11 protein-coding genes are annotated in these 14,574 nt (G+C 66.4%); 6 read left to right on the plus strand and 5 right to left on the minus strand.

Features of this window, described 5'->3' with window-relative positions; all coding sequences use genetic code 11:
• Window positions 1-24: 24 nt before the first annotated feature.
• Both otsB and G6N68_RS04120 read right to left on the minus strand, forming a co-directional pair.
• On the minus strand, window positions 25-1,191 hold the full coding sequence (otsB, locus tag G6N68_RS04115; RefSeq protein ID WP_163708214.1) for a trehalose-phosphatase: 1,167 nt from the start codon (window positions 1,189-1,191) through the stop codon (window positions 25-27).
• Between the two features lie 40 nt (window positions 1,192-1,231).
• A complete protein-coding gene (locus tag G6N68_RS04120) occupies window positions 1,232-2,548 on the minus strand; it encodes a wax ester/triacylglycerol synthase domain-containing protein (protein ID WP_163708219.1) in 1,317 nt (438 codons plus the stop codon).
• 229 nt (window positions 2,549-2,777) lie between these two features.
• On the opposite strand from G6N68_RS04120, the gene G6N68_RS04125 reads away from it, so the two are divergent.
• From G6N68_RS04125 to G6N68_RS04145, 5 genes are all read left to right on the plus strand, one after another.
• Window positions 2,778-6,074, plus strand: coding sequence for an error-prone DNA polymerase (locus tag G6N68_RS04125; protein WP_205351237.1), 3,297 nt, complete (start codon window positions 2,778-2,780; stop codon window positions 6,072-6,074).
• Between the two features lie 332 nt (window positions 6,075-6,406).
• On the plus strand, window positions 6,407-9,073 hold the full coding sequence (locus tag G6N68_RS04130) for a cation-transporting P-type ATPase (protein ID WP_163718146.1): 2,667 nt from the start codon (window positions 6,407-6,409) through the stop codon (window positions 9,071-9,073).
• 122 nt (window positions 9,074-9,195) lie between these two features.
• A complete protein-coding gene (locus G6N68_RS04135) occupies window positions 9,196-10,041 on the plus strand; it encodes an oxidoreductase (RefSeq protein ID WP_163708223.1) in 846 nt (281 codons plus the stop codon).
• Between the two features lie 55 nt (window positions 10,042-10,096).
• Entirely contained in the window at window positions 10,097-10,741 is a 645-nt protein-coding gene (locus G6N68_RS04140; RefSeq protein WP_163708225.1) for a nitroreductase family protein, read from the plus strand.
• 202 nt (window positions 10,742-10,943) lie between these two features.
• Window positions 10,944-11,150, plus strand: coding sequence for a hypothetical protein (locus G6N68_RS04145; protein WP_163708227.1), 207 nt, complete (start codon window positions 10,944-10,946; stop codon window positions 11,148-11,150).
• A gap of 7 nt (window positions 11,151-11,157) precedes the next feature.
• On the opposite strand, the gene G6N68_RS04150 is transcribed toward G6N68_RS04145, so the two are convergent.
• From G6N68_RS04150 to G6N68_RS04160, 3 genes are all read right to left on the minus strand, one after another.
• Window positions 11,158-11,622, minus strand: coding sequence for a tRNA (cytidine(34)-2'-O)-methyltransferase (locus tag G6N68_RS04150; protein ID WP_163708230.1), 465 nt, complete (start codon window positions 11,620-11,622; stop codon window positions 11,158-11,160).
• A 70-nt stretch (window positions 11,623-11,692) separates the two neighbouring features.
• A complete protein-coding gene (locus G6N68_RS04155; RefSeq protein ID WP_371871532.1) occupies window positions 11,693-12,283 on the minus strand; it encodes a mycothiol-dependent nitroreductase Rv2466c family protein in 591 nt (196 codons plus the stop codon).
• Window positions 12,284-12,344: 61 nt separating this feature from the next.
• Window positions 12,345-12,503, minus strand: coding sequence for a hypothetical protein (locus tag G6N68_RS04160; RefSeq protein ID WP_163708233.1), 159 nt, complete (start codon window positions 12,501-12,503; stop codon window positions 12,345-12,347).
• 194 nt (window positions 12,504-12,697) lie between these two features.
• On the opposite strand from G6N68_RS04160, the gene G6N68_RS04165 reads away from it, so the two are divergent.
• Window positions 12,698-14,455 (plus strand): alpha/beta hydrolase domain-containing protein, encoded by a 1,758-nt coding sequence (locus G6N68_RS04165; RefSeq protein WP_163708237.1) that lies wholly within the window; start codon window positions 12,698-12,700, stop codon window positions 14,453-14,455.
• Window positions 14,456-14,574: the final 119 nt, after the last annotated feature.

Genomic DNA, 14,574 nt, shown 5'->3' on the forward strand with positions numbered 1-14,574 from the left:
GGATAATGCGTTTTCGTGGCGGGACTAATTCACGTTCTCGTCAGATAATTGCCGTGCCAATCGGGCGACGAATTCGCCAACCTGCGCCGGGCTGTCCAGTGCGAACAAAGCGGCGGTGGCACGATCACCATCGTCATTGTGCCGCACCAAAATTGGGATGCCATCGGAACGCACCGCGTCGAATGCGTCTTCGTCGGTGATGTCGTCGCCAAGATAGATGGGGACGAGCGTCCCCGATCCATCCCGCTGCATTTGATCGATCACCCAGCGCAACGTTTTTCCCTTGTCCCAGTCGACATCAGGGCGTAGCTCGATGACTTCGCGGCCCGTGGTCACCCGCAACTCGTCCCGCCGACCGGCGGCGCGCACCGCGGCGGACACCTCGCCGATCCGGTCGCGTGCCGCGTTGCGATAGTGCACGGCCACACCAAATCGCTTGTGTTCCACCACAACACCCGGGATCGACCCGAGCTGATCACGCAGCTCGGCGGCGGCCTGCTCGAGTATCGGGATGGCTTGCGCCGCCGCATCGTTCTGGTGGTGCGTGCCATCAGGTGCGGTCAGTTCGAACCCATGGCTGCCCGCATACCAAATGCCCGGCAGGCCCACCCGCTGTGACACATCGGCAAGATCGCGACCGCTGAGCACCGCGACCGGGCACCGAGCGGCCAATTGCTGCAACGCCTCAGCGGCGCCCGGGGCGGGCACGGCCGCGTCGGGATCCTCGACGATGTCGGACAGGGTGCCGTCGAAATCGAAGAACACCGCAGGTGATCGCGTGCTCAAGCCATCGGCCAGACCGAGAGCCTGCAATGCGTCGGGAAGCTCGGACATCCGGCGATCTCCGGACCGCACCAGGATTTCGTTCAGGTCGGTGAGAACGGCATCGGCGCCCGCCTGGCGCAACGAGTCGCCCTGCCCGCCGGGATCGACACCGATCACCAACGCGAAACCGGCGTCACGCGCGGCCTTGACGCCCGCCGCGTCTACCGCCACCACGGCGCACCGACCCGCACGCACGGCAAGGCGTTCGGCTGCCGCGGTCACCGGGGTCTCGCCAGACAACGTGGCGGTGCCGACGCCGACGTCCTGCAACTGCCGAAGCAGCGCTTCCTTGCTGGCCAAGGAGGCGTCGAACAGCACGGCGTCATGGCGACGCGGGTCGATGGTGACCGGCTCCAACTTGTGCACGCCCCACCTTCTCACGGTGGTCAACGTGGCTCGGGTTGGGTCAGCGGCGCGCTCGGGCCGGGTGCGCGGCAACGCGTCCGCGCGACGGGCGGACGGTGCGCTTGCGGCGGTTCTTGGCGAACAGCAGGACGGAGTCCTGACTCAGCGCCACCAGGCGCGCCATCCCTCGTTCGATGCCGGCGATCAACTGCGTCATGTCCGACCCAGCCCCGTACTCGGCGGTGATGCCGAAGACCAACTCGTCGCCGTAGCTCAGAACGGCAACCCCGGTGCTCAGCTGCTGCGCGGTGGGCGGGATGGGCAGCAGTTGGTCGACCCGTTGGCCCATCAACCGCAGCCGACGCCGTGGCCCCGCCGCGTTGGTTGCCAGCGTGACGAAACGCTGGGGCAGTCGGGTAAGGGTTTGAAATGCTTTGGCGGCCAGTATGAATGGTGTGTCGAGGCCGTTAGGGGCGGGACGTTGGTCATGCTGGCGCAACCGGCCGTGCACAGCCCGAAGTTGTGCGACCGGGTCGTCGTGCTCGACGGGTAGGTAGGGCAGGAGCGCCGAGATGCGATCGTCGGCATTTGCGACGGTGCGCAGTGAATCCGCGCGCGGCTCTTCGCCGCGTCCGAGTAGGACTGACCGGAAACCTTCGGTGATCACGGCCAACGCAACATCATTGGCAGTCACGCCGAACTTGCGGCTCACGGCGTCGACGTCGGCGCGAGGAACCCGCACCGTGCCGTACCGGCGCCTGGTGGCGACCGATTCGGCCGGCGACATCCAGATCGCCGGCCAGCACAGCACGCGCGCCGCGGTCTTGAATGCGGTGGCGTACGCGTTGATGACGGTCTCGGTCCAGCTGCGCGGCGGCGTCTGCGAGTGCGAAATGGATTTGACGGCAACGTCAGTGGCAAACAAGTCGGTGTCGGCGTCGTCGCAGAGCCGGGTGAGCAGGTGGGCTGGAGACACCTCGTCAGCCATGCAGTGGTGGATCTTCATCAAGATCGCCCACCGGTCGTCCTGGAGGCCCTCGATGATCCAGCACTCCCACAGCGGACGGTTCAGCGCGAGCGGGCGCTCCAAGGTGTGGGCGATCACCTGGAACAGTTCACCGTCGTCACCCGGTTGGGGAAGCGCCACCCGTTGTACGTGCCGGGCGAGGTCGAATTCCGGATCCGCCCTCCACTCGGTGCGGAGCACTTGCGTGCAGCGCGGAACATCCTGAATCCGTTGCGCGAGAAATTCTTTGAATTGATCAAAGGGTGGAATGGGGCCGTCCATCACGGCGACCGCTCCGATTGACATGCTGGCGTCCTGGTCCGGTTCCGGTGCTCTGAGGAAGTTCGTATCCAAGGCCGTCAGTTGTCCCACAGTTACCCCCCAAATGCTGTTTTCTTAATGTGTACCAGTATCTGATGCGCGTCTTCGCGGCGGTAGACCCGCAAGGTTAACAACATGTTTTGTCGTTAAAGTCATGTTTAACAGCGGCGATGGACCCTCGGCTTGTGCGCCGCTCACAATTACTCAGCCGTGGTTTAACCCCATCGTACAAGCGCGACCAGGGCCCTCTATCGAACAAACTTTCGATAGACTGTAGCGCATGGGCTGGGGTAATGGGCCGCCGAGTTGGTCCGAAATGGAGCGGGTGCTAGACGGCAAACCGCGTCATGCCGGTGCGCCGGCCCCGGCAGTACCGGCTGATGATGCCCCGGTGTCGCACAAGCGCGGGGCGTATCGGCCCGCGGCAAAGGATCGGGTCCGTTCCTCCGTCGCGTACGCCGAGCTGCATGCGCACTCGGCATACAGCTTTCTCGACGGGGCCAGCACTCCGGAGGAGTTGGTCGAAGAAGCGGCCCGGCTCGATCTGCGCGCACTGGCGCTGACCGACCACAACGGCTTGTACGGGGCGGTGCGGTTCGCCGAGGCGGCCGCCGAACTCGACGTACGAACCGTCTTCGGCGCCGAGCTGTCGCTGTCTGCCTCGTCGGTATCCGAGGCCCGCACCGAGCAGCCGGATCCACCCGGCCCACATCTGCTGGTGCTGGCCCGTGGCCCGGAAGGGTACCGGCGGTTGTCCCGGCAACTGGCAGCGGCGCATCTGGCCGGCGGCGAGAAAGGCAAGCTGCACTACGACTACGACGCACTCACCGGAGCGGCCGGCGGGCACTGGCACATCCTGACGGGTTGTCGGAAAGGCCATGTGCGCCAGGCGCTTTACCAAGGAGGGCCGGAAGCGGCGGAACGGGCGCTGGCCGACCTGGTAGACCGGTTCGGCGCCGAGCGGGTCAGCATTGAGTTGACCCATCATGGTCAGCCGCTCGACGACGAACACAACGCGGCACTGGCCGGGCTGGCACCGCGGTTCGGGGTCGGCGTCGTCGCCACCACCGGAGCGCATTTCGCCCATCCGTCCCGCGGACGGTTGGCCATGGCGATGGGCGCAATCCGGGCCCGGCAGTCTCTGGACGCCGCCGCCGGATGGCTGGCTCCATTGGGTGGCGCACACCTGCGGTCGGGTGAGGAGATGGCCAGGCTGTTCGCGCAGCGCCCCGAGGTGGTGACCGCGGCCGCCGAACTCGGCGAACAATGCGCCTTCGGGTTGGCGCTCATCGCGCCGCAGCTGCCGCCGTTCGAGGTGCCCGACGGCCACACCGAGGACACCTGGTTGCGGGTGTTGGTCATGGCGGGTGCCCGCGACCGCTACGGTCCGGCAGAGCGGGCGCCGCGTGCTTACACCCAAATCGAACATGAGCTGAAAGTGATTGCCCAGCTAGGCTTTCCGGGCTATTTCCTGGTGGTGCACGACATCACTCAATTCTGCCGGCGCAACGACATCTTGTGTCAGGGCAGGGGATCGGCGGCCAACTCCGCGGTGTGTTTTGCCCTCGGTGTCACCGCCGTGGACCCGATTGCCAACGAGTTGTTGTTCGAGCGCTTCTTGTCGCCGGTCCGCGACGGCCCGCCTGACATCGACATCGACATCGAGTCGGATCAGCGCGAGAAGGTCATCCAGTACATCTACGACAAATACGGCCGCGACTACGCCGCCCAGGTCGCCAATGTCATCACCTACCGGGGGCGCAGCGCCGTGCGTGACATGGCCCGCGCCCTGGGTTTCTCCCAGGGGCAGCAGGACGCCTGGAGCAAGCAGATCAGCCATTGGAGCGGCAAGGTCGATTCTCCCGATGTCGAGGGCATCCCCGAGCAGGTGATCGACCTGGCCAACCAGATCCGGAACCTGCCGCGACACATGGGCATTCATTCCGGCGGCATGGTGATCTGTGACCGCCCTATTGCCGACGTGTGCCCGGTGGAGTGGGCCCGCATGGAGAACCGCAGTGTGCTGCAATGGGACAAGGACGACTGTGCGGCAATAGGTTTGGTGAAATTCGATCTGCTCGGGCTGGGCATGCTCTCGGCACTGCACTACGCCCGGGACCTGGTCGCCGAGCACAAGGGCATCGAGGTGGACTTCGCCCGGCTGGACCTGTCCGAGCCGGCGGTGTACGAGATGCTGTCCCGCGCCGATTCCGTCGGCGTGTTCCAGGTGGAGTCACGGGCGCAGATGGCCACCTTGCCACGGCTGCGGCCGCGGGTGTTCTACGACCTGGTGGTGGAGGTTGCGCTGATCCGTCCCGGCCCCATCCAGGGCGGGTCGGTGCACCCGTACATCCGCCGGCGCAACGGCATTGACCCGGTCACCTACGAGCACCCGTCGATGGAATCGGCGTTGCGAAAGACCCTGGGCGTGCCGCTGTTTCAGGAACAGCTGATGCAGCTTGCCGTCGACTGCGCCGGCTTTACGGCCGCCGAGGCCGACCAGTTGCGGCGCGCCATGGGATCCAAGCGCTCCACGGAACGCATGCGCCGGCTGCGCGGCCGGTTCTACGAGGGCATGCGCACACTGCACGGCGCCGACGAGGACACCATCGATCGGATCTACGAAAAGCTGGAAGCGTTCGCCAATTTCGGCTTCCCGGAAAGCCACGCGCTGTCCTTCGCGTCCCTGGTGTTCTACTCGTCGTGGTTCAAACTGCACCACCCGGCGGCCTTCTGCGCCGCGCTGCTGCGTGCCCAGCCGATGGGTTTCTATTCACCCCAATCGCTGGTGGCCGACGCGCGTCGGCACGGCGTGCTGGTCCACGGGCCCGACGTCAATGCCAGCCTGGCGCACGCGACGCTGGAGAACGCGGGAACCGAGGTGCGACTCGGGCTGGGCGCGGTCCGTTTCATCGGGGACGACCTGGCCGAGAAGTTGGTCGCAGAACGAGAGGCCAACGGCCCGTTCGTTTCTCTGTTGGACTTGACATCGCGATTGCAGCTGACCGTGCCGCAGACCGAAGCGTTGGCGACGGCCGGGGCGCTGGGTTGCTTCGACATGTCGAGGCGGGAGGCGCTGTGGGCGGCCGGTGCCGCGGCCACTCAACGACCGGACCGGCTGCCCGGTGTGGGTTCGTCATCGCATATTCCGGCGCTGCCCGGGATGAGCGAATTGGAGTTGGCCGCCGCAAACGTGTGGGCCACCGGAATTTCCCCGGACAGTTATCCGACGCAGTTCCTGCGGGCGGATCTGGACGCGATGGGGGTGGTGCCCGCCGCGGCGCTGGGATCGGTGCCCGACGGTGATCGGGTGCTGGTCGCCGGGGCGGTGACCCACCGGCAGCGTCCCGGGACGGCCCAAGGGGTGACGTTCATCAACCTCGAAGACGAGACCGGGATGGTCAACGTCCTCTGTACGCCGGGGGTGTGGGCGCGGCACCGCAAGTTGGCGAACACGGCGGCGGCGCTACTGATCCGCGGCCAGGTCCAGAACGCCAGTGGCGCTATCACCGTGGTGGCTGAGCGCTTGGGACGCATCAGCCTCTCCGTGGGCTCGAAGTCGCGGGACTTCCGCTAGCGCGGGGTCGCTAGTGCTAGGCGCGAGCGTGCGCTAAGTGTCGGCCGCGACGGCGTGTCGCCGTACCGACGCGCACGCTCGCGGGAGGAGAAGGTGGCCCGGCCGCCAACGGTATAATTTCTGCAGCCTGTGCTGCGGTTTGACGGGTTTGACGGGTTTTGTCCGTGCGGGTCGCTGGCCCCGAAAGGGTGTCCGACCGAACAGCAGCCAATAAATCGACAGCTTTGAACTCGGCCCGGCAGGGCCCGGAAAGGGTGCTGCTTGTGAGCGCATTCCTCACCACAGCGGCTCAGCCGCGCGACCCCGAGGCGGCAGGCGTGGCCTGGCACGCCATGACCCCGGCGGAGGTGCTGGAACGCCTCGATTCGAGTGAAGACGGCCTGGGCGAGGACGAGGTCCTGCGGCGCCGAGCGCAGTACGGCTTGAACCAGCTCGTGCGGGCGAAGCCACAGAACGTGCTGGTCCGCTTCCTGCGTCAGTTCCACAACATCTTGCTTTACGTCATGTCGGGCGCCGCCGTGATCACCGCTCTGCTGGGGCACTGGGTGGACACCGCGGTGCTGTTCGCCGCGGTTGTCATCAACGCGATCGTCGCCTTCATCCAGGAGGGCAAGGCGGAGGCGGCGATGAACGCGATCCGGGCGATGCTCTCTCCGCACGCGACGGTCGTGCGCGCCGGCCGGGACAAGGACATCGAGGCCGCCGAGCTGGTCCCCGGGGACATCGTCAAGCTGGTGCCCGGTGACCGGGTACCAGCCGATCTGCGGCTGATCTCCGTGGACGAATTGCAGGTCGATGAGGCGGCCCTGACCGGCGAGTCCCTGCCGGTGGACAAGACCACCGGTGCCGCGCCCGTCGACGCGACCATCGGGGACCGGTTCGGCATGGCCTACTCGGGCACGATGGTGCTGCACGGTCAAGCCGTCGGAATCGTGGTCGCCACCGGCAGCTCCAGCGAGATCGGTCAGATCGACCAGATGCTGAAGAAGATCTCGACGTCGAGCACACCGCTGCTACGTCAGATCAGCCACTTCGGCCGGTTGCTTGCGCTGGTCATTCTGCTGTCCAGCGTGGGCATCTACGCGTTCGGCGTGTTGTGGCACGGGCACAGCTTCAGCGAGATGTTCACCATGACGGTGGCGCTCGCGGCGTCCGCCATCCCCGAGGGGCTGCCGGCGATCATCACCGTGACGTTGGCGATCGGGGTGCAGCGAATGTCGCGTCGACGCGCGATCATCCGTCGCCTGCCGGCGGTCGAGGCGCTCGGGTCGGTGACCGTGATCTGTTCGGACAAGACCGGGACCCTCACCACCAACGAAATGACCGCTCAGCACGTGATCTGCGCGGGGCAGATCTTCGATGTCGAGGGTGCGGGATATACGCCCAAGGGTGACCTGACGCTGGACGGGCAGGTGATCAACCCGGCGGACTATCCGGCGCTGATTGACACCATCCGTGCCGGGGTGCTGTGCAACGACTCCACGCTGCGGCACGAGGACGGCGCCTGGACGGTCGTGGGGGACCCGACCGAAGCGGCGCTGCTGGTGTTGGGCATCAAGGTAGGAATGCCCTACCGCGCCACCGAAGCCGAATTCCCGCGGGTCAGCACGGTGCCCTTCGAATCCGAGCGTCGCATGATGGGCACCCTGCACGCCGATCCCCATGGTCGCCCGCTGATATTGGTGAAGGGCGCACCCGAACGCATCCTTGACCTCTGCGCAACCCAGCGCGACCAGCACGGCGACCGCCCCATCGACGCGGAGTATTGGCACCGGGTGGCCGCCGAAACCGCGGCACGAGGCTTGCGGGTCCTGGCGATCGCCGAGCGGCACGGCATGCCGAGGACTCCAGAGACGTTGGAGTTCGAGGATCTCGACGGGGGCTTCACCCTGCTGGGCTTGGTCGGAATCATCGACCCGCTGCGGCCCGAAGCGATCGCGGCCATCCGCGAATGCCACCGCGCCGGAATCCGGGTCAAGATGATCACCGGTGACCATGCCGGTACCGCCCGCGAGATCGGCAACCAGCTGGGTATGAGCCCTGACTCACCGGCCGTCACCGGCACCGAGATCGCCACGATGAACGACGCCGAGTTGCAAGCCGTGGCCCGTGACTGCGACGTGTTCGCCCGAGTCAGCCCGGAACACAAGCTCCGATTGGTGCGGGCATTGCAGGCCGAGGGCGAAGTGGTCGCCATGACCGGCGACGGTGTCAACGACGCGCCGGCGTTGAAGAAGGCGGATGTCGGCGTCGCCATGGGCACCAATGGCACCGAGGCCGCCAAGGAATCGTCGGACATGGTGCTTGCCGACGACAATTTCGCGACGATCGCCGCGGCGGTCGCCGAGGGGCGGACGGTCTACGACAACATCCGCAAGTTCATCCTGTTCATGTTGCCCACCAACGGTGGTGAGGCGCTTGTTGTTATCGCAGCGATCCTCTTCCAACTCACGCTGCCATTGACACCCCCGCAGGTACTTTGGATCAACCTCGTCACCTCCGCAACACTCGGGCTGGCCCTTGCTTTCGAGCCGCCCGAGTCCGACGTGATGGACCGAAAGCCACGGCCGCGCAACGAAAGTCTGCTGTCGCGATACTTCGTGTGGCGGGTGGTTCTGGTCTCGGTGCTGATGGCCGGCGGTGCCTTGAGCATGTTTCTGATGGAGCTCCGCCTGGGCACCAGCGTAGAAATGGCGCGGACAATGGCGGTCAACGCAATCGTGGTCGCGGAGATGTTCTACCTGCTGAACAATCGCTTCCTGATGGCCCCGGTGCTCAACCGAATCGGGTTGTTCGGCAACCGAATTGCCCTACTAACCGTAGTGGCCTGTGTGGCATTGCAACTCGCGTTCACCTACGCCCCGGCCATGAACGCCTTCTTCGGGTCCACCCCGTTGGGCTACGTGGAATGGATCAAAGCCGCGGGGGTGGGTGCGTTGGTCTTCGTCGCTGTGGAGATCGAGAAAACCGTCGTGCGGCGACATCGGGCCAGGCGGTGAGCGACGCGCAACGCGTGTCATAGCGGTTCAAGACATCGCCCGACAAGCGCGCCGGCTTCCGCGGGTGCATAGTAGAGACGCTTGTTGCCGACGTTTTCTTCTGTCCCGAGAGGACGGCCGTCTTGGCCCCACACGACGCCAAAGTCTGGTTTCTCACCGGAGCATCACGCGGATTCGGCCTTGAGATCGCGCGCAAGATCTTGAGCCAGGGGGACAAGGTGGTAGCCACCGCGCGGCGCACCAACCAAATCCACGAACAGCTTCCCGGCGCGGGCGACAACCTGCTGGCCGTCGACCTCGACGTCACCAACGGCGAGCAGGCCACCAAAGCGGTCCAGTCCGCGGTCGACGCGTTCGGACGCATCGACGTGCTGGTGAACAACGCCGGGCGCGGACTGCTCGGAGCCGTCGAAGAATCGTCCGACGCCTCGGCCCGTGCCGTCTACGAGGTCAACGTGTTTGGCACGCTCACCATGCAGCGGGCGGTGCTGCCGGTGATGCGCCGACAACGGTCCGGGCGCATCATCAACATCAGCTCGATCGGCGGACTGCTCGGCTCACCCGGGTGGGGCGTCTACTGCTCCACCAAGTTCGCGATGGAAGGGTTCAGCGAAGCGCTGGCCAAAGAGGTTAAGCCGCTGGGCATTTGGGTCACGATCGTGGAGCCGGGTTACTTCCGCACCGACTTCCTCGACGCGTCCAGCCTCGGCACCGAGGAAACCATCATCGCCGACTACGAATCGACCGCGGGAGCGGTGCGCGCCCGCGCCGCGGAACTCAATCACGAGCAACCCGGCGATCCGGTCAAGGCCGCGGCCGCGATCGTCGACATCGCCGCGGCGGCGGAGCCCCCGGTGCACCTGCTGTTGGGCAGCGACTGCGTCGCGGCGGTCGAGAACAAGATCCAGCAGCTGCAAGCCGAGATCGACGCCTGGCGGGCGGTCTCGCTCTCGACCGACCACGACTGAGCGGGCGGGATTTGGTCTCGGGTGAGCGCGAAGATCACCCCGGTAGCCTCCACGTATGACCCTCAACCTGTCCGTCGACGAAGTCCTCACCACCACGCGCTCGGTGCGCAAGCGCCTCGACTTCGACAAGCCGGTGCCGCGCGAGGTGTTGATGGAATGCCTCGAGTTGGCGCTACAGGCGCCCACCGGCTCCAACGCCCAGGGCTGGCAGTGGATGTTCGTCGAAGACCCCGACAAGAAGCAGGCGATCGCCGACGTCTATCGGGGAAATGCCCTGCCCTACCTCGGTTCACCCGCGCCCGAGTACCCCGAGGGTGACCCGCGCAACACCCAGATGGGACGCGTTCGCGATTCGGCGCGCTACCTCGCCGAGCGCATGCACGAGGCGCCGGTCCTGTTGGTTCCCTGCCTGAAAGGACGGCCGGAGGAGTCGCCGTTGGGCGGCGTCTCGTTCTGGGCGTCGCTGTTCCCGGCGGTGTGGAGCTTTTGTTTGGCACTGCGTTCCCGTGGGCTGGGATCCTGCTGGACCACGCTGCACCTCTTCAACGACGGTGAGCGCAAAGTGGCCGACGTGCTCGGCATTCCGTACGACGAGTACGCCCAGGCGGGCCTGTTCCCGATCGCCTACACCAAGGGCACCGGCTTCCGGCCCGCCAAGCGGCTGCCCGCCGCGGACCTCACCCACTGGAACAGCTGGTAGCTGGTACTGGTCCAGTTTCGGCCAGTAGGGCGCGCTGACCGCTGCTCTCTGGTTATATGTCTGCCAAACGCAGCGCTGCGTTATGGGGCAGCAGCTCCGCCCTGCGGCTTGTGAGCTGGTAGCGGCCCCTCGTAATGAGTTGTAAGTGAGGTTGTCAATGCACTTTTCAGCCCCGGTGGGCAGCCCTGCGCACGGTCTCGTCATGGCAGTTCTGGTGTTGGTGGGCATCATTGTCGCCACCGCGGTGTGGGTGTACGCCGATGCCAAGGCGTTCAGCGGGCGCGGTCGCCCGATCGTCTCGTCGCTCGGTTCGGTCCAGCTCGACACACCGATGGCGTGGTTCCTTGCCTGCCTGCTGATGTGGGAGATGGTCTTTCCCCACTACATCGACAGTCGGGGCATGTCCTAACCGCAGCTCAGATCGCGCCGGAGTACGCGTGCTGTCGCCAGGCCTCGTACACGGCGACGGCGGCGGCGTTGGACAGGTTCAGTGAGCGCCGACCGGCCAGCATGGGAATGCGCACCTGGGTGGTGATGTGTTCGTCGGCCAGGGTCGCCTCGTCCAGACCGGTGGGCTCGGGCCCGAACATCAGCACGTCGCCGGCCTGGTAACTCACGTCGGAAAACCGGCTACCCGCGGCCGTGGTGAAGGCGAACACCCGCGCCGGCATCAGCGCCGTCCAAGCGGCCGCAAGCGACGCATGGACGGTGACCGAGGCCAGGTCGTGGTAGTCCAGGCCCGCTCGGCGCAGCTTCGGTTCGGACAGGTCGAAACCCAGCGGCTCGACCAGATGCAGCTCGCAACCGGTTGCCGCCGCCGTCCGGATGGCGTTGCCCGTGTTCGGCGCGATACGCGGGGAATAGAAAAGCAACCGGAACACCGGTCGATCATGCCCGACCAAGGGAGTCGAACCCGACAGCAGTCGCACCGACGCCCGCGCAGCTACCGTCTTACCGCGGCCGCTTCAGCTGGCTGAACTGTGGAACGGCCGCCAGCGTGGCGAACGCGTCGAGAAGCGGCCGAGCCTGCGCGGGGGCGGGCGGATCGGTCAGCACGGGTCCGAAAAAGGTCCGGTCGTTTATCCGCACGATGGGGCTACCGCCCTCTTCGCCCAGGGCCTCTTGGCCGGACTCGTGGCTGGCCCGCACGATCTGGTCGTATGCCTCGTCCGAGAGCACCGCATCCGCGACGTCGGAACTAGCCGCCGCGCAGACTTCTTTGACCAGCGGACCGCTGATGTCGTTGGCACCGTCAAAGAAGCGCTCGCCGAACGCGAAATAAGCGGCGACCACGTCCCCGTGCTGCTCACCGATGGCGGCCATCAGTCGGCCGATCTGACGCGATTCCCGCATGTGCTCCTGCTGCTGCGGCGATTGCTCCTGTCCCTCGTTGAGTACCGCCAGGCTCATCAGTCGCCAATCGACGGTGACGTCGCCGTCGTCCGCGACGGACTTCAACCATCGAGCGGTATTCCAGGTAAAGGGACCCACCGGGTCGAACCAAATAGTCACCGCCGCGGCAACGTTGCGATCACCGTCCACGTGTACACCACCTCTTCCGCGCGGCTACCGCCGCAGCGGTGGCGTACCCGGTGCCTCCCCGTTAAAACGGTGCGGCGTGCGCAAAGTCCGCCCGGACACGGGCGACGCGTACCTGAGCACGCCGCGCCACTGCGGGATGGAACCCCGACACGACCCGGCCGGTGAGCAACACCGCCGTCGTGACGTGGGCAAAGAGCAGCAGCGGGCCTTTTTCGGTCATGACGGAAGTCTGTAAGGGGGTCCTTGCGGAATCCTTGCCGCTTCCTTGACGCCTTCCGGCCGCCTGGCTGGTGTGAAGTCCCAGGCCAGGGCCTTTAAGAAGTCCGCAAGAAGTCTGCAAGGACGGTGCAGAAATCTCTGTGTCAAGCCAGAACGACAGCGCCACCCACAGGCCAGCACAGGGGGAACCACCAAATGACCGTCGAAGCAGTGCACGTCACCAACGTCTACCCGCACGCCGACAGCCGGTACGAGAACGTGGAAGCGACCGTCACCTTCGCCGTAGACCCGACGCACCTGGCGAACAAGAGCATCACCGACCTCGAGCTCGCGCCCCGCGACGACGACGGCCTGGTCCGCTTCGACGCCGACCTGCGCCTGACCCGCCCGGTCGACGGCGGCAACGGCAAGCTGCTGTTCGTCGTGCCCAACCGCGGTGTGCCCACCAACGCGCCCTGGCTCAAGGGCGGCTTCCTGCTCAACCGCGGCTGGACCATCGCGTCGTGCGGATGGCAGTGGGACGTGCAGCGTTCACCGGCCATCCTCGGTCTGACGGCACCGCAGGCGGCGGACAAGGTGGAGCCCGGCTTCATCCGCCTGGAGTGGCGCTCGGACATTGCCAAGGACGAGCACCCGCTGAGCTTCACCGCCCCCGAGTTCGAGGCGATCCCCGGTGCTGACGTGCTGTTCAAGTTCACCGACTACCCGACCGTCGACGTCAACGGCCCAGAAGCCGTGCTGACCGTGCGCACCGCGCCCGACGTCGAGCCCACCGTCATCCCGCGGGACACCTGGCGCTTCACGGACGAGACGCATGTCGCCCTGGACGGGGGATTCCAGCCGTTCCACTGGTACGAACTGGTGTACCGGACGGCACTGACCCCCATCGCCGGCGTCGGACTGCTGGCGATCCGCGACCTGGTCGCCCACCTGCGCTCCGACCACAAGCTCTCCGGCGGCATCGACCACACCTTCGCCTACGGGGTCTCCCAGGCCGGTCGGTTGCTGCGCCAGTTCCTGTCCGACGGCCTCAACGTCGACGAGGCCGGCATGCCGGTGTTCGACGGCGTCTTCAGCGACTTCGCCAGCGCCAACCGCGGTCAGTTCAACCAGCGGTACGCGCAGCCGTCGACCCCGGGCGGCAGCGCCTCGGCCAGCAGCGGTTTGTTCGGCAACGCCGACCTGCTGGCTCGGCAGCGCGAACTCGGCGGCGTGCCGAAGACGATCTTCACCAACAGCGCCACCGAGTACTGGCAGGGCGACGGCGCGCTGGTGCACGTCGACCCGGACACCGGTCAGGACCTGCCCGAGGACCCTGACGTCCGCACCTACCTGCTGGCCGGCACCGACCACTTCGGCAGCAGCAAGATGAAGGACGCGCTGCCCGCCGCCAACCCGGTGCACCACCTCGACGTCACGCCGGTCACCCGGGCGCTGCTCGTCGCGCTGGAGAACTGGGTTGTCGACGGCATCGAGCCCCCCGCCAGCCGGGTGCCCCGGACCAGCGACGGCACCGCCGTCTCCCGCAAGGAGGTGCTGTCCGCTTTCGGCTACGCGACGACCCCGGCGCCCGCCTGGTTGCCCTTCTCGCGCTTCGGCGAGTTCGGCGGCGCCCACGTCGACCTGGTTTCGGCGGTCGACGCGGACGGCAACGAGGTGGCCGGGATCCGACTGCCCGCGGTCGCCGCGCCGCTGGCCACCTACACCGGCTGGAATGCTCGCCGGTTTGTCGAGGAGTTGCCCGACGTCATGTACGAGCGCATCGGCAGCAAGCTGCCCTTCCCGCCGGGTCGGCCGTCGGTCGCGGACCGCTACCCGACCGTCGCCGACTACGCCGCGACGGTGCAAAGCGCCGCCGAAAAGCTTGTGGCACAACGGTTTCTGCTGACCGAAGAGGTCGACTCGGTGGTCAAGAAGACGGTTGCCCAGTACCCGGTTCCCGCGTCCGCGTGAGTGCCGCGCTGGCGTGACGCTCGACGGCGGCCGCAACGCTGGCGTGACGCTCGGTGGCGAAGTTTGCGGGACGGCTTTTCGGGTCGGTTGCGGCGTACCTTATCTACTCAGTAACAATT

It is taken from the genome of Mycobacterium bourgelatii (genome assembly GCF_010723575.1).
GTDB lineage: Bacteria > Actinomycetota > Actinomycetes > Mycobacteriales > Mycobacteriaceae > Mycobacterium > Mycobacterium bourgelatii.

Bases quoted from the DNA above. Each gene is read 5' to 3' on its own strand.
- G6N68_RS04125 (WP_205351237.1), top strand. From the start codon at position 2,778: ATGGGCTGGGGTAATGGGCCGCCGAGTTGGTCCGAAATGGAGCGGGTG.
- G6N68_RS04130 (WP_163718146.1), top strand. From the start codon at position 6,407: ATGACCCCGGCGGAGGTGCTGGAACGCCTCGATTCGAGTGAAGACGGC.
- G6N68_RS04140 (WP_163708225.1), top strand. From the start codon at position 10,097: ATGACCCTCAACCTGTCCGTCGACGAAGTCCTCACCACCACGCGCTCG.
- G6N68_RS04145 (WP_163708227.1), top strand. From the start codon at position 10,944: ATGGCAGTTCTGGTGTTGGTGGGCATCATTGTCGCCACCGCGGTGTGG.
- G6N68_RS04160 (WP_163708233.1), bottom strand. From the start codon at position 12,503: ATGACCGAAAAAGGCCCGCTGCTGCTCTTTGCCCACGTCACGACGGCG.
- G6N68_RS04165 (WP_163708237.1), top strand. From the start codon at position 12,698: ATGACCGTCGAAGCAGTGCACGTCACCAACGTCTACCCGCACGCCGAC.